Genomic DNA, 24,725 nt, shown 5'->3' on the forward strand with positions numbered 1-24,725 from the left:
CTGTTGCCATGTCTTTGATGGATGACAATACCTGCGATGCGGGCTTCCCCGAACGGATGGCTTGCTTAACTGCCAGGCACCAGATGGATTCGTTCCCGGCTATCTTAAACTCTACGTCAATTATCAGCCTCATGTGCTGCATGTAAGGGAATTGAATACCGGGTGATGTAGTTATATTCAGCATGACGGGTGATTGAGATAACAAAGTTAATGGTTATCTTTGGATAACCAAACCTTTTCTAATATTTTTTTTTGCAACATCGTTGCATTCGGTCAAAAGCCAATCCCGGCCTACTTTTCGGTACGATTTAATACCTATTAATTTCCGGCCTTTGTTGATGGCCCTGGTGACGGCCACCGTTGAAACACCCCTTTTATCTGCATATTGCGTTGTTGTAATAACAGCCATGAAAAATATTTTTTGGTTATTCAAAACTAACTACTATTTTTGATGCGGCAAAATAAAAGTTACCGCTAACGGTTCGGGGCTTTATGAAGTGCCGACAATAAACAACTAATGTCAAATTGAAAAACAGAAATACAATGAACAACGAAATTTTCATCGAAGAACCAAACAAGGCATTTCATAAAGCCCATGTTACCAGCAGTGCCACTGATAACAATTGGAGGAAATGCAAACATTGTGGCAAGTTCATTTCATATAAGCAGATGGAAGAACAAACGGATGTAATGTTTCACTTTATACCCGATAGTGAAATAACTACCGAAGAAGCGTATTGGGTTCACAGGCATTGCCGGTAACGCGAACCAAAAGCGAATAAGGTAAAGGGTGGGAGGTGTGTTTTTGTCTTTAGGGGGGGAAAGGGGTGAGGGTGGGGGGGGGTGTCTTGTGGGATACAGAAGGGAAGAGTTTGCGAACGTTGTGAATAACAGGTGTGGGTCTATGGCACATAACATTTGCATTACTGCTATAAAACCTACTTAAAATGGAGTATGTATCAATAAAATACAGGGTTAAGTGGAGGTTAAAAGATAAGCCAAATTATTATTGGACGGAATGCGGTAAATTGATAAATTTTAATAGTGGGAGGGTAATAAAGAAAACGCTAAAAGGACTTACACCTGGTTATTGGGTAAGTAAAAATTTTATTCCACTTACTAAATTAAAATCATCTATTGAACTAATACCAAAAGAAAAATTACCGTTTTAATTATGAAATCTAAAACCACCCGCCAGATACTGGCACTCACAAAGGCCGCTAAGAAGTACCCGAAATGTAAAGATAAGATCAGGCAGATAAGGCAGCAACAGGCATGGAATAAATTTTTAAGTCAATAAATATGGGAAGATACACAAAAGCTCCAGGTATGCACGAGTTTGCTTACAATAGCTGGCTTTTAAAAATTCATAGAAGGCTAAATGATAGGGCGGAATCGGCAAAATTAAACCGAGATGGAAGAAAAAAAGACTTTGATATTAATTTTCGATTTCAGTTAATTACCTTAAATTATTGCCAACCGCCTGAATTCGTTATTACAAAAACAAAGCGTGTTAACTGTAATCCTATGTATAATGATTTGAAAAGCACAATTTGTAATAGTTGTTTAATTACAACACCGTATATTTGCATCACGGTTCAGATGGCGAAGTAGAGAGCGTACATCTGAATTTATTTTTGGATTCTTTAAAGGCCGCTGGTAAACTCTCTACACCGGCGGCTCTTTATTTATGAACAAATCCCTTTATTTCTCCCACGACTATACCGCAAGCGATGACGTTAAAATACTGTTCCTACGACAATCATTGGGTATGGAAGGCGTAGGGATATTTTGGTATGTGATAGAACGTTTGGCCCAGGCCGGAGGAAAGTTGCCTTTAAAAATTATCCCGGTTCTGTCAATGCAAATGCAGGTAACCGAAATCAAAGTACAGGGAGTCATTCAGAACTTCGACCTGTTCACGATTGAACAAGACATATTCTACTCCCGCCGCCTTAACGAAACCATACACCTACGCAAAACACTGCAAGATGCCGGCACAAGGGGCGCAGCAAAGCGATGGGGTACTCAAACCAAAATAAAACTTGATTAATGACAGATAAAATTCCTCCTCAGGCACTTGACATCGAAGATGCCGTATTAGGGGCTATGCTCATAGATTCCAACTGCCTCAATATTGCGATGTCAAAACTATTCACAGAAGTATTTTACCGGGAAGCAAACGCCCTTATCTTCCAGGCAATAGAAACATTGTATGACAAAGGCCAGCCGGTTGACATCCTCACAGTATGCGATCAGATGCGCCGGGATGGATCCCTGGAGCAGTGCGGTGGTTCGTATTACATCACCCGCTTAACCAACAACGTAACGAGCGGTGCCAATATTGAATACCACAGCGTTTTGTTGTGTGAATTTTACCTGAAGCGACAAGCCATAAATATTACCGGCGCAGCCAATAATGATCTTTACCTTGATGAAAAGGATGTGTTTGATATAATAAACCAGGCCGATGCAGCCATGCAGCAGGCACAGGAAAAGGTACTGCAGGGGCAGGCCCGGGATATGGCTTATTTCTCAGTGAAGGTACTTGAACAACACGACAGCGTTAAGTCAACCGGGGTACTTGGTATATCAACCGGCCTTAAATCTATTGACGAAGCAATATGCGGCCTGGTCCCGCCGGACGTTATCGTTATCGCAGCACGCCCCGGGCAGGGGAAAACAGCGCTGGCGCTATCAATCACTCACAACGCTTCAATAATCGGTAAAGTACCATGCCTTTGGATCAGCCTGGAAATGGACGGCGTACAGCTTACCCGCCGGTTGGCATCTATTGACACAGGTATCAACCATGAAGTACTTAGGAACGGTAAAACAACCACGGATGAGTACAATACCTTCCAAAAGTCGCTGGATCTTATCAGCCGGTCAAAAGTATTTATTGAGGACAGAACATCCATTAATATCCGGGACATAAGAACCAGGGCATACTTACTTAAAAAGCGTAATAACATCGGATACATAGTGGTTGATTATCTGCAGTTAATGAGCGGTGTTACCCGTAATCCATCCAGGGAGCAGGAGATTGCTGAGATCAGCCGGGGTTTAAAATGCCTCTCTAAAGAGCTTGGCGTGCCCATAATCGCACTTTCTCAGCTTTCAAGGGAAGTAGAGAAGCGGCCTGATAAAATGCCTCAGTTGTCAGATCTGAGGGAGTCAGGGGCTATTGAGCAGGATGCCGATGAGGTTTTATTCCTTATGAGGCCGGAATATTACAAGATGACCGAAGACGTCAATATCGGTGGAAAGAGTACCCGGTTGCCGGGTTATGTATCTGCTCAGTTGCTAAAAACAGGCACGGTTCCACACGGAACATACCAATCAATTTCAAAGGATCCACTATGCACTTCTACGACAATTCCGGCCAATATGGCACAGAAATAGCAAAATGGGTGCCTATTACACAACACTTTGATTAACAATACTAAAATAAGGGGGCTATTAGCGGGGCTTATGGCAATAAAGAAAGGAAAAAAAGAAAGGGTGAAATTTGGATTGTTTTATTAATTTATTTTTATTACATTTATGACAAAATAACATTTATGAAAATTGACACAAACGTCCCTGCTCCGGTAGTTAACTACCAAAAAATTGCAATCGAATTAATCCAAACACTGCAACCTGGAGAAAGCACATTGCTTGATAAAAAATATGGCGATAAAATACGAAATGCTTTTGCAAGTGTTTTGTATAAGAAAAAAATAAAAGACAAGAAGTTTGTTACCAGGTTTGATCGTAATTTCGGCGGATCTATCCGTATCTGGCGTATTGCATAACCATTTTGCCATATCAAAAAAGTTGGTATCTTTGAGGTATGGCAAGACCTGGACGACCTCCTAAATTTAGCTCACCTGAGCAGCTTGAACAGGCTGTTAATGATTATTTCAGTGATGACACCAACTACCCTTTTACGATCACGGGAGTTGCTTTGTGGCTTGGTTTTGTTGACCGGCAAAGCCTTTATGACTACCAGGAAAGAGATGAATATTCTTGCATTAATAAAAGATTTGCGTACAAGAGTTGAGAACGGGTACGAAAGAAGGCTGTTTGAAAATAACCCTACCGGAGCAATTTTCGCCCTTAAAAACATGGGCTGGAAAGATAAGACCGAAACCGAATTAACGGGCAAGGACGGTGGCCCGCTACAAATCACCGGAATAACAGTAACATGAAAAAACTTATTGCCATACTGATCATTGTTTCTGCTGTGTCATGCACAAAAGTAAAGCAGTGCTATACTTGCCAGGTAGGCAATCAAACTACTGAATACTGTGGTGATGTTCGGGATTTTGCGCCAAAGGATGTGCAGGGAAACGATATGCAGTATTACTGCCAGCCAAAATAAATTTGCTTCGTTAGAATAATTTACTACATTGCAATACCGTTCGGAGGCGGTGAAAATCTTAAGCGACTGGATCTCCTCCGAGTGAAGGTCGCTTTTTAATTTATGATCGAATTTAAAATAATTAAAGGTATATTCACTTACTACGGTACAGGAACTATAGTATCGAAAGATAGCACCGGTTGTATTGTTGATATTGGTGCATCGTTGATAAGGATTGAAAATTACAACATCGTATGATACTTGACCTCATACCATACAGCACCGATAAGAACCTGGGTAAAGCCTACAACGATGCTTTCCGTAATACATCGGATGAAGTTACTCATATTTGTTTCCGTGATGGTGATACTTGCTGGTTAACACCTGACTATGGTGTTCATCTTGCTGAGTATGTCCGGTTACACCCTGACGCTGTGTTAACGTGCTGGACGAATAGGATCAATGATAGGGCGGAGCAGCAGTATTCTATTATGGGTGCTACTAAAACAATTAGAGGATACAGTGATATTAAACAACATTTACTAATATCCGATGGTGTTAAAGAAAAGCTATATCAAGTAACTACACTTAATGGGTTCGTTTCCGGCTTCTGCATGGTGGTACCACGCAGCGTATGGAATCAACATAAATTTGCAGAACAGCAGGTTTATGAAGATCGTGGACCTACCAATATGCTGGGAGTTGATAATGACTTCACAAACAGGATCCGGGCTGCTGGCATTAAGGTATTACGGATGGATGGCCTTTACATCTGGCATACATACAGACTACTCCAGGGAGATAACGATAAAACGCATTTGTTATGACCCTCACCGCCACAGACATATTAAACACTTTACAAACAAACCGCCCGGTATCAATTATCCGGGCTGGTGATGGGGAAAAAATCGTACTTGAATCGAACAAAGATATACCCGCTTACCAGCTATGTATTGAATCAGTAATGAAACGACAAGTAGGTTATGAGCCAACCATGAGCGAAGTGGAAGCCATACGCAATAATCTAATTACCGCATACAATGAGGCCAGTATTGTAGGTATACCGATGCACGAACGGCTGCAGGATCTTAATAAACACTGGCGAAATGTGGAAGAAGTGGTTAAACCACATTGCACCACAACTAAGTTCACCAGTACCGATGTAGCCTATGATATGCTTTACAATGGTATGCTGTCTGAATGGCTTTCAGGGAAAAAAGAAATTATATATATTTCATGCCGTGATATTGATGAACCGTTACGCCGGGCTTTCGGCATACGAACAGTACACAGCTATATCATTGCGCCTGAGATGAAGTTTACATCAACATACGATGGCGGATTAAAGCATTATCCTGAACAGTTTAATCAGATCGAATGGTGGCTAAATAACGCACCGTGTGATGGTACGCCTTGCCTGGTAGGTGCCGGCGTAATCGGAAAAATATATTGCAACTGGATGCGTGACAGGGGAGGGATAGCTTTTGATATTGGTGCCGTGTTTGACCTGTGGGCAGGGTATGCAACAAGGGGGCCGGAAAGAGGGCTTGATAAAAAGCATGAAAAATATAAATTATGAACATATATTCACGCATAGAACCAACATTACTACTACACATCATCAACCGTGCCCGTGATATACAGACAGGGCGTGTTGACATTGTGCCGCCGGATGAGTTCATTCAATGTGCTGCAATATGTATGGATCAAGGTAAGACGTTTAAACCACATAGGCATAAACCGTTTGCTAAGGAAACGCACATAACACAAGAATCATGGGTTGTGATTCGTGGCATGGTTCAGGTTACGCTGTACGATATTGATAACAGTGTTCTGCACACGGATGTACTTGAACCTGGTGATTGTTCAATAACTTTGATGGGTGGCCATAACTACCTTGCCATGCACGATAACACTATTGTTTACGAATATAAAACCGGGCCTTATACCGGGCAGCAGGATGATAAGGTTATGATATGAATACATCTTTTGGTTGTTGGGTTCATAATGTTTGGATAGATAAAGTTATTATGTGGGGTTTAAATTTGTTTTGCAGGATTAAAAATAAAGTACTAAGAGCCTTTTTAGTTATCCCGTGTCTATTATCTATCATGGTAACAATGTCAATACTTTTATTCCCTACAGTATTATTTTTGCTTATTACATTGGCATTAGAATTAATAAATGAACAATGAAAATAATCGTAACTACATCCGATAAATATCACCATCTTTTACCGGTATTTTTTTATCTGTATAACAAATATTGGGGTGATCCTTTTGACCTTGTTGGTCATGCGAAACCTAAATGTGAACTACCCGATAACTGTACATGGGTATCTGTTGGGGCACAAACAGGCCCAAAAGATTGGAGTACACAACTAAGGCCATACTTTGAGCAGCAGCCGGATTGGTTTGTGTGGATGATGGAGGATACGTTTATAAAGAGCCCCGTAAGAAAAGTAATTGATGAGATGAGATTGCCATCATACAGGCTATTAGGGACATTCGGAGTTGGTAGAAAATGTTTGACAGATGACCTTACGAAGCGACCGCATTCAAATTATGGTGATGGGATAGAGGCGTATCCTGGGAGTAGGTACAGATTAAGCACCCAGCCGTCAATATGGAATAAACGCTTTTTACTACAATACCTTACCCCTGGCCTTTCCCCTTGGGATTTTGAAACGCAAGATCCTATAAATGATGACTGGATTATATGTGCAGATACAAATTACCCAGTCACCCATAACGAAGGAGTACGGCGTTTCGATATTCACAAGCTGAACCTTGAAGGCATGAGCGAAGAAGATATTGAACACATAAAAACGATAACCGACAAATGGTAAAACTTCATTTAGGATGCGGTAAACGTGATTTCGGGCCGTCATGGGATCATATTGACATGGCCGACTTCCCACATATTAAAAGCCATGACGTTACCAAACTGCCATACGAATCAGAAACAGTTGATCTTATCTATGCCAGCCATTTGATTGCGTATTTTGACCGTGATGAGATTGTACCGATACTTAAAGAGTGGCGGCGTGTACTTCGTCCAGGCGGATGCCTTCGGTTAGCAACACCAGACTTTTACCAGATGGCAAAGATTTACGTGCAGCAGAATGGTGCTGACCTGAGCCAGTTCCTGGGGCCTTTATATGGTAAGATGGGAGTGATATACCACAAAACAACGTATGATTTTTACAGCCTTATCGAGTTGCTGTCATCATGCGGGTTTAAGAATATCAGAAAGTACAATCGTCATGCAACTGATCATGCCAGGTATGATGATCATTCTGCTGCATATATTGATGGGAAGTTAATATCATTAAATGTACAATGCTATGTCTGAATGGATGATTAAAGGTAAAATGAGGGATGATTATTTGCGTGAGTGTAGTAATGTTGACTTGGATAAGATACAGAGCAACCCGGTACTTATGAATATGTTTAATAAACCACAGCAGTACGTTACAGTCATGAACCGTATCGTTGAACTATTTGGGTCGTTGGATAAGTTAAGGATATGTGAGATCGGAGGAGGTTATGGGGGGCAGGTAAAGGTTATTTTAGATAACTATAAGCCGGCATGTTACCACATGATTGATTTGCCTGAACCGCTAAAACTTCAGCAAAGGTTTTTATCGGGATACAGCGCTGAATATTTTACCGAACCAACCGGACAAAAATATGATCTTGTTATTTCAAACTATGCCATTAGTGAAATACCGGATAATAAATTGTATATTGACGAAGTTTTGCGGAAGTCAGTACACGGGTATATTACCTGTAATACAGACTTGGTAAAACTGGGTTGGCCTCATCAAAAGTTGCCGGATATTCCGGGCGAACGTAAAACAAACTATGTACTTGTATGGTAAAGCAATATCCAGCCTCACAGTACGACTACTGGCATAATGAATGGGTGAACAAAAGAGTTCAGTCGGTTGTGTGTGGTGATGTTTGTACCGTAACACATTTACCTGATTGGTCAACAGTTACAGAATTTGAGAAACAGATAGCCGGCTTTTTCGGCGCTCCTTACGCCGTTGCTGTGGATAGTTGCACGCATGGGTTGGAATTGTGTTTGAGGATGCATGGTGCTAAGTGTGTAAAGTCTCCACGCTATACTTATTTATCTGTTCCTATGCTGGCTGATAAACTGGGTATAAAATTAATATGGGATGATGAGTATTTAGGTTGGGATAGACAGTATAATATTGGCAACTGGATATGGGATTGCGCAACATTATGGGAGAGTGGGGTATACATGGATGGTACTTTTATGTGCCTTTCCTTCCAGTATCAAAAGCATCTGAGCCTTGGGCGTGGTGGTATGATTCTTTGCCCGGATGAGCAAAGTTATAACCAGCTTAAAAAAATGTCCTATGATGGCAGACTGCCTGGCATACCATGGCGTGAGCAGGATATTGATACAATGGGTTATCATTACTACATGACACCGGAAACGGCTGCACTTGGTTTACAAAAGTTACCGGAAGCTATTGCAACACCACCGAGGATATGGTCGCATAAAGACTACCCGGATTTAACTAAAATGAAACTATGGGCAAAGCATTAATATTCGGTATCGCCGGGCAGGATGGCTCATACCTTGCTGAGTACTTACTCAGTAAAGGGTATGAAGTACACGGCACGATCCGGCGCAATTCGACACCAGAACACCAGGAAAGCCGTCTGCATGGTATCGAAGGTATTACAACGTATTACGCTGACCTTACAGATACGGCAAGTATATCGGACGTGCTGCAAAAAGTAATACCGGATGAGATATACAACCTTGCGGCGCAATCCCACGTTCGTATATCGTTTGACGTGCCTCAGTTCACGGCACAAACTAATGCGATAGGAGTATTGAATATACTGGAGGTATACCGGCGTATTTGCCCGGAAGCTAAGTTTTACCAGGCCAGCAGCAGTGAAATGTTTGGAAATAGTATTGATGATGATGGGTACCAACGGGAGACAACGCCTATGAAGCCTGTTAGCCCGTACGGATGTGCAAAGGTTTATGCTTACAATATCTGCTGCAATTACAGACAGGCATACGGATTGAAAATATCGAACGGCATCTTGTTTAACCATGAATCACCACGCAGGGGTAGTAACTTTGTTACCAACAAAATCATTAAAGCAGCCGTTCGCATTAAGTTAGGCTTTCAAAAGAGGTTGAACTGGGAAATATTTTTACTTTCCGTGACTGGGGCCACAGTAAAGACTATGTTAGGGCTATGCACCTTATTCTGCAGCAGGAACCTGGTGACTACGTTGTATCAACCGGGGAAAGTCATTCGGTGTATGAGCTGATACGATGTGTGGAGGAAACGCTGGATATTGATATACCGGTTGTGGTGAACGAAAAGTTTAAGCGGCCACATGAACTGCAATACCTGAAAGGGGACAGCAGTCGCATTCGGGCGCTGGGCTGGAAACCTGAGTACACATTTAAGATGTTGGTTGATGAGATGATACATAGCTGGATGGTACACTACGGGGCCCTGGATGACAAAACACCTTATTTGCAGACACGATGAAAGTATGTTATACAGCCCTGTTCGGGGATTACGAGGACTTAAAAGAACCAACGGTTATTACCCCAGGCTGGCGCTATATCTGTTTCACTGACCAGCCAATAGTAAGTAAGGTATGGGAGGTTGTAAGGCGGGATGTATTTACTGAGCCACGAAGGACGGCAAGGTGGTTTAAAATAATGGGGTGGATAGATTGGCAATACTCAATGTGGGTTGATGCTTCGTTTCAGATAAATGTGGACCTGAATAAATGGTGGGATGATCACTTTAAGCTACCGGTTTCATGCGCTGCGCATCCTTTGCGGAATGATATTTATGACGAGTGCCGGAACTGTATAGCCAATAACCGGGGTGAAGCGTTGTTGATCGAGAAACAGTGCCTTAAATACCGGGCAATGGGATTCCCGGCAAACAAAGGGATAATACAAAGCGGGATAATGCTCAGGGAGAATACGCCGGAAAATATTGCACTGCACGAAGCATGGTGGAAGGAATTAGATGCTGGTTCAACCAGGGATCAAATCGCATTTGCTTTTGTATCTTTGAACAGCAATATTGTGAGTACCTACAAATGGGATTATTCACAGAGTAAGGAATTTAAGTACATCAAACATTATCATTTACGTCATTGATAACAAACCATACCGAACTATTAAACGCATTGGCTGCTAAGTACAGCCTCAACAAGTATCTTGAAATTGGAGTGCAGTCGAAGCAACAAAATTTCAATAAGATAATCTGTGAAAATAAAACAGGGGTTGACCCTGCTGTATTGGAACCGGGGATTAGGCAGATGACTTCAGATGATTATTTCGCTGCCATAGAAAACAATAATCCGAAGCCTGTATTTGACCTTATATTCATTGATGGCCTGCACCATGCCGACTATGTTAAGCGTGACTTTGAAAACAGTTTACGATACCTTTCGGATACCGGGTTTATTGTCATCCATGATGTGTTACCTGAGAACGAAGCAGGGACTATCGTTCCCCGTGAAACAAAGCAGTGGTGGGGTGATGTTTACAAGTGGGCGATGGGAATAAGGAACTACGCTGGGATTAGGTTCGTTACATTAAACATTGATAATGGCTGTATGCTTATTTGGAAGGATAGTACTGCTGAACCGGCTGTTAATTATGCAGGGCCTTGCAATTGGGATGTTTACCAAAAGATAGGGAGGGTACTTTTAAACGTCACAGATGCAGTTGAAATTTGACACACATGGCAACGAAAAGCAAAAAGAGTGCTGGCGCAAATGGGCTGATAAAACTACCACAGAAATAAACTACGGCGGCGCAAAGGGAGGCGCTAAATCATACACAGGGGCTGCACTGATATTTTCATCCGCATTTATGTACCCAGGTACCCACTGGTTCATTGCCCGTAATAAACTATCCGATCTTGTCCGGTTCACTATACCAACGATAAATGAGTTTTTCGCCAATTCAGGTATTGATATGAGTAAACATATCAAGTTCAACGGGCAGTACAATATTTACGAATGCGATAATAAGTCAAAGGTTTTTCTACTAGATGCTGCTTATATGCCCAGCGATCCGCTGTATATGCGGTTTGGTTCTATGCAGTTTACCGGTGGATGGGGTGAGGAAGTTGGAGAGTGGGATGAGGCTGCTGACATGAACCTTCAGGCTGGTATTGGCAGATGGAAGAATGATGATTACAATTTACCGCCTAAATATCTACGGACCTGCAACCCGTCAAAGAACTTCATGTACCGGAATGTTTATAAGCCATTTCGGGACGGGACGCTGAAAGACTACCAATGTTTCATACAGGCACTACCACAGGATAACAAGATGTTGCCATCCGGGTATATCGAACAGTTACAACGGATATTATCGGCCAATGAAAAGCGCCGTTTGCTTCATGGTGATTGGGAGTATGACGATGATCCGGCTGCACTTATAACCTATGACAAGATACTGGACGTTTTCACAAATACCCATGTGCCGGAAGGATCAAAGCGGATTACCTGTGACGTTGCCAGGTTAGGAGGCGATAAGATAGTGATAATCGAATGGGACGGGTTTCGGGGTAAGGTAAAACACTACCAAAAGCAGACGCTTGAAATTACCGGAGGATTGCTGGAGGATGCAAGGTACAGGTTAGGCATTGGGAACAGCGATGTACTGGTTGATGAGGACGGTATGGGAGGAGGTATAATTGACTTCTTAAAGTTCAGGGGGTTTGTCAATAACAGCAGCCCGTTACCTTCACCCATTGGACCCAGGGACGCAGCAGGAAACCCGATAAAAGAAAACTTTGACAATCTGAAAAGCCAATGTTATTTTAGGCTGGCTGATAGAATTAATAAAAACGGTATATATTTACAGTGCGAATCGGAGCAGGTAAAGCAATGGGTAATAGAGGAATTGGAGCAGGTGAAACAGAAAACACTGGATAGCGATCTTAAAAAGGGAGTGGTGCCAAAGGATAAGGTTAAAGAACTTTTAGGACGTTCACCTGACTTCGCTGATACAATTATGATGCGTGAGTGGTTTGAACTTAAACCAAAAATCGGTTTTCGGGCCGCTCAATATTAGACAATGGATATATTCGGTATAAAAACACTGAAAAAACAGAACCTGCAACTGATGCAGACTGTTAAAGCCCTCCAAACTTTTAACCGTTCGCAATCCATTGAACAGATACGAACGATGATATTCCCATCCTGGCAATCTGTTAAAGAAGTTGAGGCTTACATTATTTTCGATGACGTTTACTCTGTTGTTTCACGCCTTGCCACTTCATCGGCTCAAGTTCCATTGGTTGCGTATGATGAAGCAACTGGTGAGGATCTGCCACCATCTGACAAGATGCAGCAGTTTCTGAGCAGGATGACAATGGAGCAACGGGAGATAATGTACACATGGCTGTATATGTCAGGTGAGGTTTTTATGTGGAAGGATGCGCTGTTTTTAGGGCCAAACAAAGGCAAATTAAATATCGAGTTCCTGCACCCGTCATTCATGACTGTAATACAGGAGGATGTTTTCCCTAACCGAATTATCGGATACCGTTATCAGGACACACGAACCACATTTACACTGAAGGCTGAAGAAGTAATTTATACTAAATATTTCAACCCGACTACGCAATACAATGAACGCCATCGGGGCATGGGGCCTATAAAGGCATTGGCTCAAAGGTTGACAAGATTACAAGCAAATATGAGCGCATCGGTATCACAGATGCAGAACGGTGGTGTGCCTTCAATCGTGTATGATAAAACGCCTGGTATTGATGCAGATCGTGGTTCAGGTGGTTCAGCACTGAATGAGGAAGTATCTGTTATGGGACAGCATAAAGAAAACTTTTCCCGGTTCCTTCGCAATCCTGAAAACAAGGGAGCCCCATATTTCTCAGCCGGTGAAATGGGAGTATTGCAGCTTGGCTTATCATTGGTTGAAATGGATGCCATTGCCCAGGCCGATGTTGATTTCGATAAGATATGCAACGCTTATTCGCTTTCATCTGTGCTGTTTAATAATAAGAAGGCATCCACAGAAAGCAATGTTAAGGAGATGCGAAAGGATATGTACACCAATGCCATTATTCCGAACGTGATTCGTATGTGTGACGGGATAAGAAAAGGAACGGTTGATATTTACGGTGAAGGCAAATGTATCCGTCCTGACCTGAGTAAGATACCTGAACTGCAACAAAACATGAAGGATAAGGCTACCGCCTGGGCAGCACTCCCGGCTATCGTATTGAATGAGATGAGGTACGATATGGGTATGGATCAGCTTGACGATGAGATGGCAGACCGTTTGCTTATTAAGCAGGGTTACCAATTAGCGGATGATCTTGAAATTGAAGTCGAACCAATAGACAATACAGCCAATGATTACACAGAACCAGATACGGGAGATAATTGAGCGGGCTATACCGCTTGATCCTAAATGTGCCATCACCAGGGCGAAGCAGATGGAACGCCGGGCCAGACTACGGCTGGATATTGAAGAAATGGTAAGGGTATCTAAGCCTATGCCTTATGAACCGAGAACGGAAATGAAATGACAGCATCTCAGCAAAAACAGTATTGGCTACAATTCCACAGATTTCAGATGCGGTATGAATTAATGTATGCACCTAAAATAAACAAGGCGCTTAAAGCACAGGTTCAGCAATACATACAGACAAAGGATGTGTTGTATGTCCGTTCAGGTGGTTTGTATGCTGTCTTACTTGACCTGTATAAACAGACAGGATCAGTTTGGGCCAGACATTCACGAACACTATACAGGCAATCAAAAGCAACCGGTCAAATGGGATTCAGTGAACGGATCGTTACGTTCATGCAGCAATATTTTGGGTTTGACCTGCTTAATGATGCAGAAGGTATCACTAACACAACAAAACGACTTATTCAGGAAGTATTAAGCGAAGCTGCTTTACAGGGCTGGTCATTTGATGAGATAGTAAAACGGCTGGAGGCGCCTGAATTCACAGCCAAACGTGCAAGGCTGATAGCCCGTACTGAAACGGTAAATGCTGCCAATGCTGGATCAATGATCAATGCAAAACTAGCCGGCGCTACTAAAAAGATATGGATCTCAGCCCGTGACAGCCGGGTAAGGATGCACCACGCAGCAGTAAACCAAACGGTAATACCGGTGGAAGATAAGTTTCATGTTGGGTTATCATTAATGGATCATCCAGGGGACAAGGCGGGGGGTGCAAATGAGTGTTGCAATTGCAGGTGTGTGGTGGCAGGGATACCCTAACTTATCAGCCCACGCCGGAAGAAATTTGCCACTAACTGAGGGATGGTTTTACAAAGGCATTGAACCTTCAAATCAATTATCCGCTTTCTCAACGTCCAGTAATTTACTCCACATTCAACAGCTATTTCCTTTGAGGTGTATCCTTCAGATAGTTTCTGTACTATTTCGGTGTTACTCATAATTGATACACAAAGTAGTAATTTTCATTGTATTGGCAAAATTTTACGCCTGTTTAAAAACTAATTTTACAAGCGTGAATGAAATCTATCTCTATAAAGCCGGGCATATCGGGGCATCTATAAAAGATGTTGACGGTAAGAAAGGTATTGTTACCGGTTATTTTGCCTCCTTTAATAATGTTGATGCCGATGGCGATATAATCCGCAAAGGCGCTTTCACTAAATCAATACAGGAATGGGGGCCTCAGTCAACCACTCCACGTATTAAACATCTCATGAATCATAACTCATCTCAGCCATTGGGTAAGATAACAATGCTGTGGGAGGATACAAAGGGGCTTCCATATGAATCACAAGTTGGTACGCATACATTGGGTGCTGACTTCGTGAAGATGGTAGAAAGCGGATTGATCACTGAACACAGCATAGGGTTCAGAACGATGAAACGCAACCAACTCCAGGATTATGAAGAGTACACTAAAGAACCCTGACAAAGGCTGGTATGAACTAACTGATATAAAACTGTACGAAGGCAGCAGCCTGACAGCTTGGGGATCTAACCCGAACACTCCGCTGACTGGAATGAAGGGTATGAAGCTGGAAGATGTGATACAGGGTTATGTTAACCGGCAGAAAAACATTGAAAAGTTTTGCGCCAACACAACCGCATCAGACGAAACAATCGAACTTCTTTTAATTGAAAATAAGCAATTGACACAGGTTATCATTACACTTACTGAGCAGACTAAAAACGTCACTCAGCCGGTAGATATAGCCGATCAGATCAAAGAAGCATTTAAAACATTTCACTCACAACTACAAAATTAAAAAACATGGCAGAAGATATTAAAGCGCTTATTGTGGCCGAACTGGAAACCACAAAAGCGTCCATACTGAAAACAGCCGATGACAATGCAAAATCAGAGGCAGCAAAGATGCTTGACCTGGCAGAAAAAAAGATCGCTGAAGTTAAAGGACTTCCAGCAGATGTAAGCCCGGCAGCCCTGAGCAAGCTGGCAACCGATTTCAAAGCAATGGTTGATGATTGGTCCGATATGGAACGCCTGGTAAAAGAAGGCCGATTTGCAGCAAATGGAACGGAAGGCAAACAGTTCCATGAGGCTTTTTCAATCGCAGCCAAAGAAAATGCCGACAAGCTGGCTAACCTGAAAAAAGGTGAAACACTGAGGCTTGACCTGAAAGACATGACTTTCGGTAATGCATTTACCACAGCCGGAGCCAGTGTAACGTATGTACGTCCTGGTATCATTGAATTGCCGAAACGTAAGCTGCATATCCGGGAATTACTACCCGGTGGTGGTATGGGTAACAAATCGACCTTTGATTTCGTTAAGGAGATCACTGGATCAGGTTCACCGATTGCACCAACTGCCGAAGGTGCATTAAAACCGCAGTTCGGTCTGGCGCTTACTGAAACCTCAGTACGGGCACAGTGGATCGCTGGTTTTATGAAAATGTCTGTTAACCTGCTGGATGACGTTGAGGGCATGACCACGTTCCTGCAAAGCCGCCTGCCTGAGAAACTGCTCAGGGTTGAAGATGAGCAGATCCTTGACGGTAACGGTGTTGGCAGCAACCTTTTGGGACTGCAGTCGGTAGGTAACTTTACCGCCGGTGCCGCCGCCGTAACAAACCGGGCTGAAACCTTGGTTAATGCCATATCACAACTTGAAAACCTGAACAGGGAAGCCAATGGCATCCTGTTGAATCCTGCCGACTGGTACACATTATGGCTGTACAAAGGATCAACTTCCGGTGATTATACATTACCGGTTAACCTGGTTGAGCGCATAGGTGGCCAGATGTTCATTGCCGGTGTGCCTGTGTTCAGGTCAACAGCAGAAAGGGCGCTGGATTACCTGGTAGGTGACTGGACAATGGGTGCAAACCTGATTACCAGGGAGCCTGCAAGGGTTGAGTTCTTCCGTGAGGACGGCACCAACGTACAGACAAACCAGATAACCGTAAGGATCGAAGAAAGGATCGCATTGCCTGTGTATGGCAACGATTACTTCATCTACGGTTCATTTGACGCAGTATCGTAACCGATTCACGCATCATAATAAGGCCCTGTCCAGTATTGGGCAGGGCTATTTTAATTTTAAGCAATGGATTACACAAGGAACGAAGATTATTATTACAGGAACCGGTTTTACAGTAATGCCAAAGGGCCATCGTATAACCAGGTGCTGGACGTTGAGATAGATGACGATGTAACTGAGTTGTTTGATGTGGCTGAATTTAAAGAATGGGGTAAGATTGATTCGTCAGTTGAAAATAGCCTTATTGCATTGCTTATTACTTCATCCCGTATAATGTGCGAAAGATATACAGGGGTTAGTTTTATACCAAAAGAAATTAGGGTTATATTAAATAATTCAAACGGTGGTATATTCTTACCATATGGTCCTATTGGGACAATATCAGATGTTAATGATATAGATGGGAACGAAATACCAACTACTGATTATAAAGTTACCGGAAATCTGTTTAAGCAACTACAATATCCAACATTGTCATTTATAGATATGACTTACACAGGCGGTTACACAACTTGCCCTGAAAACATTGTAACTGCTGTTAAGATGCAGACGCTTTATTTGTTTGAGAACAGGGGAGATGAGAACAAAGGAATTTCGCCTGACGTAAGGTTTATTCTTAACCCATTAATCCGTAAGTAATGCCTATCGGTAAATTTAATAGATACCCATTATTTCAGAATGAATCATACACGGTTGATGCTGGTGGTGGTGTAACGGATACCGTTATTGAACAATGGAACGCATGGGCTGAGATAAATGACCGATCAGGAAACACTTACAATGCACAGTCGCAGGATCTGACAGCGTATAATTATCGTGTTCGGGTACGGTTTGATAGCCGGTTTAAGAGTACAACGAAGATGATATACGAAGGACAGGTATGTACTTGCGGATCAGTAAGTATTGAAACAGAGGGAATGAAAAGGTTTATGGTGTTACAATTTTCAAGAACAGACACATTTGTAGATATTTCATAATGGCGCAATCAGTAAGAATAGAAGGGTTAGAAAAGGCACTGGCCAGGTTCGATATTAAAAAGTATGAACCACAAGTACAGGCTTGCTTTAATAATTTTGGGCTGAGGGTTGAACTTGCTGCTAAACAAAATGCACCGGTTGACGAAGGCCATTTAAAGGGTGCTATATTTCAGGAACCTTCCCGCCTGGCAGTAACGGTAGGTTGTTCGGTTGATTACGCTGCTTACCTGGAGTTCGGCACCAGAAAATTCGCTGCTCAGTACGTTTCATCATTGCCTGCAGACTGGCGGCAAGTAGCTGCACGTGCAAAAGGTGGACGTGGTGGATCATTTGAAGAAATGGTATTGAGGATAACTGAATGGGTAAGGCGTAAAGGATTAGGTAACGGGTTTGCCGGTAAAATAGGCGTTACCGGTACATACAGCGTTAAGTCACGCCGTAGGACAGGGTCTAAGGATGTGCAGGCACAGCAGAACAGGCAGGCAGCGTATGCCATTGCTTTGAAGATACTCAGGGAAGGCATACCGGCACAGCCGTATTTATACCCGGCTGTTAACACAAACATACCCATACTGGTAAAAGAACTTAATGCCATAAAGCTATGATTGACGTTAATTACTCTTTGCGGATAGCTTACCAAACGGCACTTAATGAGTGCATACCTGGAGTAGTGGCATTTTACGGGGCTGTACCTGCAACGGTATCTCCGGATACTTATATCATCATTCGGTCAATCACTAATACGGACGCTTCCACAATGAACAGCAGCGATACGGATACAACGGTAACGGTGGAGATACAGACATGGACGGACGGGAGTAACAGCGGATTGACGGCTGATTTGATTGCCAGAGAGGTATTTAACAGGGTACTGCCTAACCCATCCGGGATATTGACAGCAGACGGGATGCAGATCATTTCAACCAGGCTTTTGAATGACGTGAGCCCTCCGCCTATATCCCAGGCAAACAGGGTGTACCAAAGCCGGGTATTGACATTTGGACACAAGATTTATTTACGGTCAGATATTTCATAAAAAATGCAACGATGTTGCAAAAATTGTTAACTTTATAAAAAATTAAAACATGGCAGAGCATAAAATTTCAGCTAACGACATGGTTCTGTTTATCAGCCGGGACGGTGGCGTTACTTTCACCCCGGTTATTTGCTTAACAGAGTTCAATGTTGACCGGTCAACAAATGTTATTGATGCTGCTTCTTTTTGCGGCCCCGATAGTTATCCGGGAGTAAAACAGAATGGTGTTACTTTTTCAGGTCAGGTTATGGAGGATCCATCTACCGGGAATATCAGCACAGATGATTTAACAGATTTATGGACAACGGAGGAAACTATAGACTGGAAAGTAGGTAAGCTGGTTCCTCAAATTGGTGATGAAACTGATTACGGGACTGGATTTATAAGCGAACTTAAAAAATCCGGTTCAGTAAATGATATTGTTAAATTCACCGGGGCTATAGCCGTTTACGGTGTTATGAGCCACACAACCGCAACTTCATAATGAGTTACATACAGGTAGAAATAGGAGGGCGGTTACGTGGTTTAAAATTCAACCAGGGAGCAATTATGTGGATGCAGGATAAGGTTGATTTTGAGAACTACGCTGCAACAGCCGGATATGCAACAGCATGGGGAGGGTTGAAGTCAAACTGCTATGTGAAAGGTGAGGAATTAACAAAGACGGTTAACGGTGTTGAAGTGCCTGCCACGTTTGAAGATGTTTGCGAATGGGTGGATGAACTGGATAAGGATACGGCTTTAAAGATTGCAGATGCATTTAAGGAATCATCCGTGTTTAAAAAGCTGGTTGAAGAAAATGATAAAAAAAAATTAGCGGAAGTGACTACAGAGCCGAGTGTTACAGGGTCGCCTGTGGATGTTTAGGATGGACAGAACATGATTTGTTAGTAAGTAGCCCGGAATCGTTTTATTATGCGGTCGAGGGCTATTATCGTAAAGAGGAAAACCACATGATGCTGATGCGTAACGTGGCTCAGTTTGCATCGGCTGGTTACGTTAAGAGTGAGGATTTTAACCGGTCATGGCCGCTACCGAAGAAACACCAGCAGGACGTTATTAAAAAGGTTTGGGGTAGTGCTGAAGAGGTCAGGAACCTGAGGGCGCAGATCGAAAAGGCACACGGCATAAAACTTAAATTTTCAGGCGATAAATGAGCGATATAAAAATAGTCATAGGGGCGGAGGTTGCCGGGGCTGAGGCAGGGCTTAAAAAGGTACAGGCGCAACTTGCTGGTACTGCTGTAGCTGCTGCAAAGGCAGATAGTGCTATGGTTAAATTAAAAGGTGGTTCATCTCAGGCCACCACTGCTTTATCAAACTTTTCCCGGGTTGTTCAGGATGCCCCTTTCGGCATCATAGGTATTGCAAATAACATAGACCCGTTACTGGAATCATTTCAAAGATTGAAGGTAGAAACAGGAAGCACAAAAGGTGCTTTCCAGGCACTTGCCAGCAGCTTGGCCGGCGCAGGTGGGTTGGCACTTGCCGTATCTGCTGCCACATCTATACTTTCAGTACTGGCAATGAATGGGTTTTTCCGTTCCGGTGATGAGGCTGAAAAGGCGGGCCGGAAGGTAAAGACGTACACAGACTTTTTAAGGCAGTCAACCGATGAAGTGGCAAGGGAACAAACCGAGGTTTTAGGACTGATCGGGGTTCTTAAAAATGAAAATGAAACAAGGGATAGAAAACTATCTGCCATTAAAGAACTTCAGGATATTCAACCTGAGATATTTAAGAACCTGAAGTTAGAACAAGGTGCTGTCATCGGGCTGGATAATGCGTACAAAGCATACGTTGCTAACCTGCAGAATGTAATTACTGCTAAAATACTTCAATCTCAGTTAGAAGAAAAGATTGCCAGGCAACTTGAATTACAGAAGATACTTGCATCAACACAAGGTACATTCAATAAGCCATTAAAAGACTTCTCAGCTACATCCCTGGAGGCGGCGAAGGCACAAAAAGAACTGGCAGACCAGGTGTTTAAAACACAAAAGATACTTGGTACAAATATAACAGCACAGCAGGCTGCTGCCGAACTTAATAACCTGACAAACCAGATTGATAATTTAACACAGCAGCTTTTTAAATTAAGCGAAACGGTTAAATTACCTGAAATAAAGGTAAAGGCTGATAAAATAAAAATTGAACCTCCGAAAGATCCACGCTTTTATATAAACAGTCTCCGCAATCTTTTTAAAGATATTGAGGATAAAGAGTTTACCAGCAAGATCGTTGTTAACGTGCAGCCACAGTTTAAGACTGATCCGGCTGGGATAAATAAGGCGGCGATAGAACTTGCCGACCAGGTGAATGCTATTATTAAAAGTGTATTTGTAGATGCGTTCTCGGGGCTTGGTGAAGCTATTGGAGACGCTTTATCCGGGGTAAGTATTGACGGTGCATTTTCAGGTATTGTAAAATCATTGGCAGGTGGGTTAAAGGCTATTGGCCAAAAAATTATAGAGGCGAATGTTCAGTTGGCAATACTTAAAAAAATAGGGTTTTCTAACCCGGTTGTGGGTATTGCGGTTGGTGTTGCAATAACGGCACTTGGAGCAGCATTACAAAATGCAGTGAGTAAGCAAAAGGCCTTCGCTACCGGCGTACGCAATTTCGGTGGTGGTACTGCATTGGTTGGCGAACGTGGGCCCGAAATGGTGTATCTGCCAAAAGGGTCATCCGTTCAGCCGAACAATGAATTTAAAGCATATGGTGGGAGTGAAATAACACTTTTGCCGTCTATAGCTTATGAGGGTGCAAAGTTCAGAATATTCTTAGATAGGGTTGATGCTAAAATGGGCAGAGATAATTAAAAACCCCTGTGGAAACAGGGGTAGATTTTTGTAAACAACCATTGTAATACCCAAATAACTCAGTACTAACTGAAGTCAAATATATGCCATACGGTTTAAAATACCAAACACAATTTACCAGCGTACAGGATGACAATAATCCATCCAGGGACTACACATTGAAGTTCCTGTTTAAAGACTATGCGGGGGAGGTTGCCACTCTTACGGGTGGTGGCACTACGGTAATACAGCGTTGTACGGTTGACGAACCGAACGCAGCTATTAAAGGTCAATCGCTTGATATACGGCTTATAAATGAAGGCAATATCCCGATCAGCTCCTTCCAATCGGAGGATGATGACGGGGTTCAGGTGCAGTTACTTGACGAAAACAGCAATATTATTTTTATAGGGTTCCTGGTTCAGGATGACTTCTACGAAGGCATGGTTGACTTCGGGCATGAAATAACGCTGTCAGCAACCGATAACCTTGGCCTGCTAAAAGGGGTAATACTTTCGGATGCAGACGTTCGCCGGTCATTCTATGCGGTACGCCGGACAAACGGAGTTGATACAGTTGTTTACGTTTATGTAGCATCTACAGCTTTTTACCCACAGGCCGGTAATACTATTGAGATAGGCGGAGGTACATATATAATTGATACAGCCGTAAAAGAAGATACAGTAATTTCATCCATCGGGTACAACTGGACAATAACAACTACCACAACCACTGGCGGTATCGCTTACGGCGATGAAACGATATATCTTACCGGGGAAATAGACCTGCTACAAAGAAACAGCCTGCTTTCAATTATAGCCTGTTGTTTGGGACAAACAAACCTGCCGCTTGTACTCAATATTTTTTTGAACATTTATGAGTATAGGCAGGATAATACTTTAAGCACACTTGACCAAACGCTGATTGACAGCCAGACATTCATTACAGGTGAAACATACCTGAACTGTTATGAAACACTTACCCGTATATTAACCACATTCCGTTGTACGTTGTTTCAGGCAAACGGATGCTGGAATATAGTATGCTGGGATGAGGCCCGTAAAGTAAGTAATTCAATAAATGCTTTTGTGTATGATGAAACATTTGCCTTTATTGGTACAGATACGTTCAGCAATATAGTAAACATCGGGCCGGAGCCTGAACTTACCCAGCCTGAGTATGAATTAATACAGGGTGGGGTAAGAGGATATAAGTTCACCCGGAAGCAGTTTGATTATGTGCAGCCTAAATACCTGTTGCAAAACTACGATCTGCAAATACTTGGCGATTTAATTACCGAGTATCAATCAAGCGGAAGAACGTATAAAGAGTATGTTGCAAAATTTTGGGAGGGCGCATGGAGTACACCGGCTTGCACGAGATTTATTCGTGTTGTTTATGATACGGCTACCGGAAACGAATTAGAAAGGTATATTGTTGCAAGAGGTACTGCCTTTGATGACAGACGAGCCGTTGCAGGCACAGCGTTTGAGGTTAATGAGAATGATAAGTTAAAGTTTTCTTTTTCATTCAGGACTAATATCAGCCAACCAGGGTTGGTAGTCACTGTGTTTACTGTTCAATTATTTGATGGGTCCCTTTATAGGTACGTTGACGAATTACCTGTTGATAACGGAGATTGGCTGTCTACACTTGGATTTAGTTACAGTGTTGATAGTGGGGACAATACTAACCAATGGCATAGCGTTGATATAATTTCTTCACCTATTCCTTTTTCCGGGTTGGTAACTTGTTACCTTTCTATTGCCACAGCGTTGCCCGCAAATAACAGCAGGGAAACACATTACAAAGATATAAGGTTGGAAGTTACACCATTTATCAATGATACATCAAAGATTACAGGCCATATCCATAAACAGGAACAGGACGTAAATAAAAAAAACAATAGTGATATGATGTTGCACATGGACGACAGTCCACGCAATTCAATCGCTGGAACATTATTCCTTACCACTAAAACAGGACTGCTTCAAGACCGCACAACCGCCTGGCGTTATCCTGCCGATGCAAACGGATGGGTACTTGGTGAACTGACCACGCTGGATGAGCTTACATGGAAGCAAAAAACAAGGGCTAAGTTTGAAGGCGGGTTTAATGGGTTATGGCAGAACAATCTGCCCGTTTCGCTTCTGTCAATAGCCCGGATGTCATTCACGCCAACAAAAAACTATACCTTTGGGCTGCTGACAATAGACTATAAAAATAACAGGTATGACGGCACACTGTGGGAGTTGTATGATGATAATGATCCGGCCTTCGATCCTGATTATACTTTTAACTACATATACAGCACAACATGAGTAAAGTACTTGGTGAGGATATGGTTTTTTACCTATACGATGACGGGCAATGGAAGCCGTATATGTGTGCCAGAAGTGGTAATATGAGCATTGATACAGAACTGATTGAAACAACGGTTACGGGATCTGGTAATTATCGTACGTTCAAACCAACGGTTCACACATTCAGCGCTTCGATCGAAGGCATAATATCGCTAAATGAAGCAAGCGGATTGACGCTACCTGACCTTCAGGCACTTCAACTGGCAAAGACAAAGATCCTTTGCCGGTTTACGCAAACGTCCAGGGATGGCGATGTTTACACAAAAGAAGCGTATTTTTATATTGTCAATTCAACCGATACGGGCAGCTTTGATGGCATAGCTACATTCAGTATCGCTTTGAAGGGCACAGGATCAATAACACAAGTTTTCACCCCGCCATCACCAACAGACGGAATCGTGTACAGATACCCAGCAGCCGGGGATACAGCACCGGCAACAACAGGCGCTTATACCTGGACGGCCACCGGCCTTGCCAATAAGACAATATTAAGCGTACACCGTGACGGAAGGGGATCAAGCGACATAATAACAACAGGGACACCGGTGGGCAATGAAGTGCTGTATGAGGACAATGGATCTGATGGAGATTTTACCTGGCCGTTCCCATTTGAGGACGGTGAAACGCCACCTTATGTTTTATACCAAAATGTTTAAG

The 24,725-nt window shown here is 42.7% G+C and carries 33 protein-coding genes and 1 pseudogene; 33 read left to right on the plus strand and 1 reads right to left on the minus strand.

Annotated features, from left to right (window positions below; genetic code table 11):
* Window positions 1–184 (minus strand): hypothetical protein (locus IPJ02_17270; protein ID MBK7377226.1); only part of this gene is annotated, 184 nt, incomplete at its 3' end.
* 359 nt (window positions 185–543) lie between these two features.
* Between IPJ02_17270 and IPJ02_17275 the strand changes: the two genes are divergently transcribed.
* The 33 genes and pseudogenes from IPJ02_17275 to IPJ02_17435 all read left to right on the plus strand — a co-directional run bounded on the left by IPJ02_17275 (window position 544) and on the right by IPJ02_17435 (window position 24,724).
* Complete coding sequence (locus tag IPJ02_17275) at window positions 544–762, plus strand: hypothetical protein (GenBank protein ID MBK7377227.1); 219 nt, start codon at window positions 544–546, stop codon at window positions 760–762.
* A gap of 185 nt (window positions 763–947) precedes the next feature.
* A complete protein-coding gene (locus IPJ02_17280; GenBank protein MBK7377228.1) occupies window positions 948–1,172 on the plus strand; it encodes a hypothetical protein in 225 nt (74 codons plus the stop codon).
* A gap of 518 nt (window positions 1,173–1,690) precedes the next feature.
* The gene (locus IPJ02_17285; protein ID MBK7377229.1) at window positions 1,691–2,053 is read left to right on the plus strand and encodes a DUF4373 domain-containing protein; all 363 of its coding nucleotides are present in this window, start codon (window positions 1,691–1,693) and stop codon (window positions 2,051–2,053) included.
* Window positions 2,053–3,405, plus strand: a complete 1,353-nt coding sequence (locus IPJ02_17290; GenBank protein ID MBK7377230.1) for a replicative DNA helicase — start codon at window positions 2,053–2,055, stop codon at window positions 3,403–3,405. The genes IPJ02_17285 and IPJ02_17290 overlap by 1 nt, the downstream gene beginning before the upstream one ends.
* Before the next feature lie 158 nt (window positions 3,406–3,563).
* The gene (locus tag IPJ02_17295) at window positions 3,564–3,797 is read left to right on the plus strand and encodes a hypothetical protein (GenBank protein ID MBK7377231.1); all 234 of its coding nucleotides are present in this window, start codon (window positions 3,564–3,566) and stop codon (window positions 3,795–3,797) included.
* Between the two features lie 38 nt (window positions 3,798–3,835).
* Window positions 3,836–4,045 (plus strand): hypothetical protein, encoded by a 210-nt coding sequence (locus IPJ02_17300; GenBank protein ID MBK7377232.1) that lies wholly within the window; start codon window positions 3,836–3,838, stop codon window positions 4,043–4,045.
* Between the two features lie 144 nt (window positions 4,046–4,189).
* Window positions 4,190–4,366, plus strand: a complete 177-nt coding sequence (locus IPJ02_17305; protein MBK7377233.1) for a hypothetical protein — start codon at window positions 4,190–4,192, stop codon at window positions 4,364–4,366.
* A 233-nt stretch (window positions 4,367–4,599) separates the two neighbouring features.
* On the plus strand, window positions 4,600–5,172 hold the full coding sequence (locus tag IPJ02_17310) for a hypothetical protein (protein ID MBK7377234.1): 573 nt from the start codon (window positions 4,600–4,602) through the stop codon (window positions 5,170–5,172).
* Window positions 5,169–5,924: a hypothetical protein gene (locus tag IPJ02_17315; GenBank protein MBK7377235.1), complete on the plus strand. Its 756-nt coding sequence runs from the start codon at window positions 5,169–5,171 to the stop codon at window positions 5,922–5,924. Before IPJ02_17310 ends, IPJ02_17315 begins: the two co-directional genes overlap by 4 nt.
* Window positions 5,921–6,325, plus strand: a complete 405-nt coding sequence (locus tag IPJ02_17320) for a cupin fold metalloprotein, WbuC family (protein ID MBK7377236.1) — start codon at window positions 5,921–5,923, stop codon at window positions 6,323–6,325. The genes IPJ02_17315 and IPJ02_17320 overlap by 4 nt, the downstream gene beginning before the upstream one ends.
* Window positions 6,326–6,536: 211 nt before the next feature.
* A complete protein-coding gene (locus IPJ02_17325; GenBank protein MBK7377237.1) occupies window positions 6,537–7,193 on the plus strand; it encodes a hypothetical protein in 657 nt (218 codons plus the stop codon).
* Window positions 7,187–7,699: a methyltransferase domain-containing protein gene (locus IPJ02_17330; GenBank protein MBK7377238.1), complete on the plus strand. Its 513-nt coding sequence runs from the start codon at window positions 7,187–7,189 to the stop codon at window positions 7,697–7,699. Before IPJ02_17325 ends, IPJ02_17330 begins: the two co-directional genes overlap by 7 nt.
* Entirely contained in the window at window positions 7,680–8,228 is a 549-nt protein-coding gene (locus IPJ02_17335; GenBank protein ID MBK7377239.1) for a putative sugar O-methyltransferase, read from the plus strand. Before IPJ02_17330 ends, IPJ02_17335 begins: the two co-directional genes overlap by 20 nt.
* Window positions 8,222–8,929, plus strand: a complete 708-nt coding sequence (locus IPJ02_17340) for a DegT/DnrJ/EryC1/StrS family aminotransferase (protein ID MBK7377240.1) — start codon at window positions 8,222–8,224, stop codon at window positions 8,927–8,929. Before IPJ02_17335 ends, IPJ02_17340 begins: the two co-directional genes overlap by 7 nt.
* Window positions 8,914–9,902: pseudogene (locus tag IPJ02_17345) on the plus strand (GDP-mannose 4,6-dehydratase). Before IPJ02_17340 ends, IPJ02_17345 begins: the two are co-directional and overlap by 16 nt.
* Complete coding sequence (locus IPJ02_17350) at window positions 9,899–10,531, plus strand: DUF616 domain-containing protein (protein MBK7377241.1); 633 nt, start codon at window positions 9,899–9,901, stop codon at window positions 10,529–10,531. The pseudogene IPJ02_17345 and the gene IPJ02_17350 overlap by 4 nt, the downstream one beginning before the upstream one ends.
* A 29-nt stretch (window positions 10,532–10,560) precedes the next feature.
* Window positions 10,561–11,115: a class I SAM-dependent methyltransferase gene (locus IPJ02_17355; protein MBK7377242.1), complete on the plus strand. Its 555-nt coding sequence runs from the start codon at window positions 10,561–10,563 to the stop codon at window positions 11,113–11,115.
* A complete protein-coding gene (locus tag IPJ02_17360; protein ID MBK7377243.1) occupies window positions 11,099–12,463 on the plus strand; it encodes a terminase in 1,365 nt (454 codons plus the stop codon). Before IPJ02_17355 ends, IPJ02_17360 begins: the two co-directional genes overlap by 17 nt.
* Window positions 12,464–12,466: 3 nt before the next feature.
* A complete protein-coding gene (locus tag IPJ02_17365) occupies window positions 12,467–13,801 on the plus strand; it encodes a phage portal protein (GenBank protein MBK7377244.1) in 1,335 nt (444 codons plus the stop codon).
* Between the two features lie 189 nt (window positions 13,802–13,990).
* Window positions 13,991–14,650, plus strand: a complete 660-nt coding sequence (locus tag IPJ02_17370; GenBank protein MBK7377245.1) for a hypothetical protein — start codon at window positions 13,991–13,993, stop codon at window positions 14,648–14,650.
* 211 nt (window positions 14,651–14,861) lie between these two features.
* Window positions 14,862–15,320, plus strand: coding sequence for an HK97 family phage prohead protease (locus IPJ02_17375; GenBank protein ID MBK7377246.1), 459 nt, complete (start codon window positions 14,862–14,864; stop codon window positions 15,318–15,320).
* Complete coding sequence (locus IPJ02_17380) at window positions 15,295–15,657, plus strand: hypothetical protein (protein ID MBK7377247.1); 363 nt, start codon at window positions 15,295–15,297, stop codon at window positions 15,655–15,657. The genes IPJ02_17375 and IPJ02_17380 overlap by 26 nt, the downstream gene beginning before the upstream one ends.
* Before the next feature lie 5 nt (window positions 15,658–15,662).
* On the plus strand, window positions 15,663–16,895 hold the full coding sequence (locus IPJ02_17385) for a phage major capsid protein (protein ID MBK7377248.1): 1,233 nt from the start codon (window positions 15,663–15,665) through the stop codon (window positions 16,893–16,895).
* Window positions 16,896–16,958: 63 nt separating this feature from the next.
* Entirely contained in the window at window positions 16,959–17,531 is a 573-nt protein-coding gene (locus IPJ02_17390; protein MBK7377249.1) for a hypothetical protein, read from the plus strand.
* Window positions 17,531–17,869: a phage head closure protein gene (locus tag IPJ02_17395; GenBank protein MBK7377250.1), complete on the plus strand. Its 339-nt coding sequence runs from the start codon at window positions 17,531–17,533 to the stop codon at window positions 17,867–17,869. Before IPJ02_17390 ends, IPJ02_17395 begins: the two co-directional genes overlap by 1 nt.
* Window positions 17,869–18,474 (plus strand): HK97 gp10 family phage protein, encoded by a 606-nt coding sequence (locus tag IPJ02_17400; GenBank protein MBK7377251.1) that lies wholly within the window; start codon window positions 17,869–17,871, stop codon window positions 18,472–18,474. Before IPJ02_17395 ends, IPJ02_17400 begins: the two co-directional genes overlap by 1 nt.
* On the plus strand, window positions 18,471–18,905 hold the full coding sequence (locus tag IPJ02_17405; protein MBK7377252.1) for a hypothetical protein: 435 nt from the start codon (window positions 18,471–18,473) through the stop codon (window positions 18,903–18,905). The genes IPJ02_17400 and IPJ02_17405 overlap by 4 nt, the downstream gene beginning before the upstream one ends.
* Before the next feature lie 49 nt (window positions 18,906–18,954).
* Window positions 18,955–19,389 carry a hypothetical protein gene (locus IPJ02_17410; GenBank protein ID MBK7377253.1) on the plus strand — a complete coding sequence of 145 codons (435 nt, stop codon included), beginning with the start codon at window positions 18,955–18,957 and terminating at the stop codon, window positions 19,387–19,389.
* Window positions 19,389–19,772 (plus strand): hypothetical protein, encoded by a 384-nt coding sequence (locus IPJ02_17415; protein ID MBK7377254.1) that lies wholly within the window; start codon window positions 19,389–19,391, stop codon window positions 19,770–19,772. The genes IPJ02_17410 and IPJ02_17415 overlap by 1 nt, the downstream gene beginning before the upstream one ends.
* A gap of 86 nt (window positions 19,773–19,858) precedes the next feature.
* A complete protein-coding gene (locus tag IPJ02_17420; protein MBK7377255.1) occupies window positions 19,859–20,062 on the plus strand; it encodes a hypothetical protein in 204 nt (67 codons plus the stop codon).
* Window positions 20,059–21,726 (plus strand): hypothetical protein, encoded by a 1,668-nt coding sequence (locus IPJ02_17425; GenBank protein ID MBK7377256.1) that lies wholly within the window; start codon window positions 20,059–20,061, stop codon window positions 21,724–21,726. Before IPJ02_17420 ends, IPJ02_17425 begins: the two co-directional genes overlap by 4 nt.
* Window positions 21,727–21,809: 83 nt before the next feature.
* Window positions 21,810–24,026 carry a hypothetical protein gene (locus IPJ02_17430; protein MBK7377257.1) on the plus strand — a complete coding sequence of 739 codons (2,217 nt, stop codon included), beginning with the start codon at window positions 21,810–21,812 and terminating at the stop codon, window positions 24,024–24,026.
* A complete protein-coding gene (locus tag IPJ02_17435) occupies window positions 24,023–24,724 on the plus strand; it encodes a hypothetical protein (GenBank protein MBK7377258.1) in 702 nt (233 codons plus the stop codon). The genes IPJ02_17430 and IPJ02_17435 overlap by 4 nt, the downstream gene beginning before the upstream one ends.
* Window position 24,725 lies beyond the last annotated feature (1 nt).

The sequence above is a fragment of the Chitinophagaceae bacterium genome, from assembly GCA_016710165.1.
Lineage (GTDB): Bacteria > Bacteroidota > Bacteroidia > Chitinophagales > Chitinophagaceae > Ferruginibacter.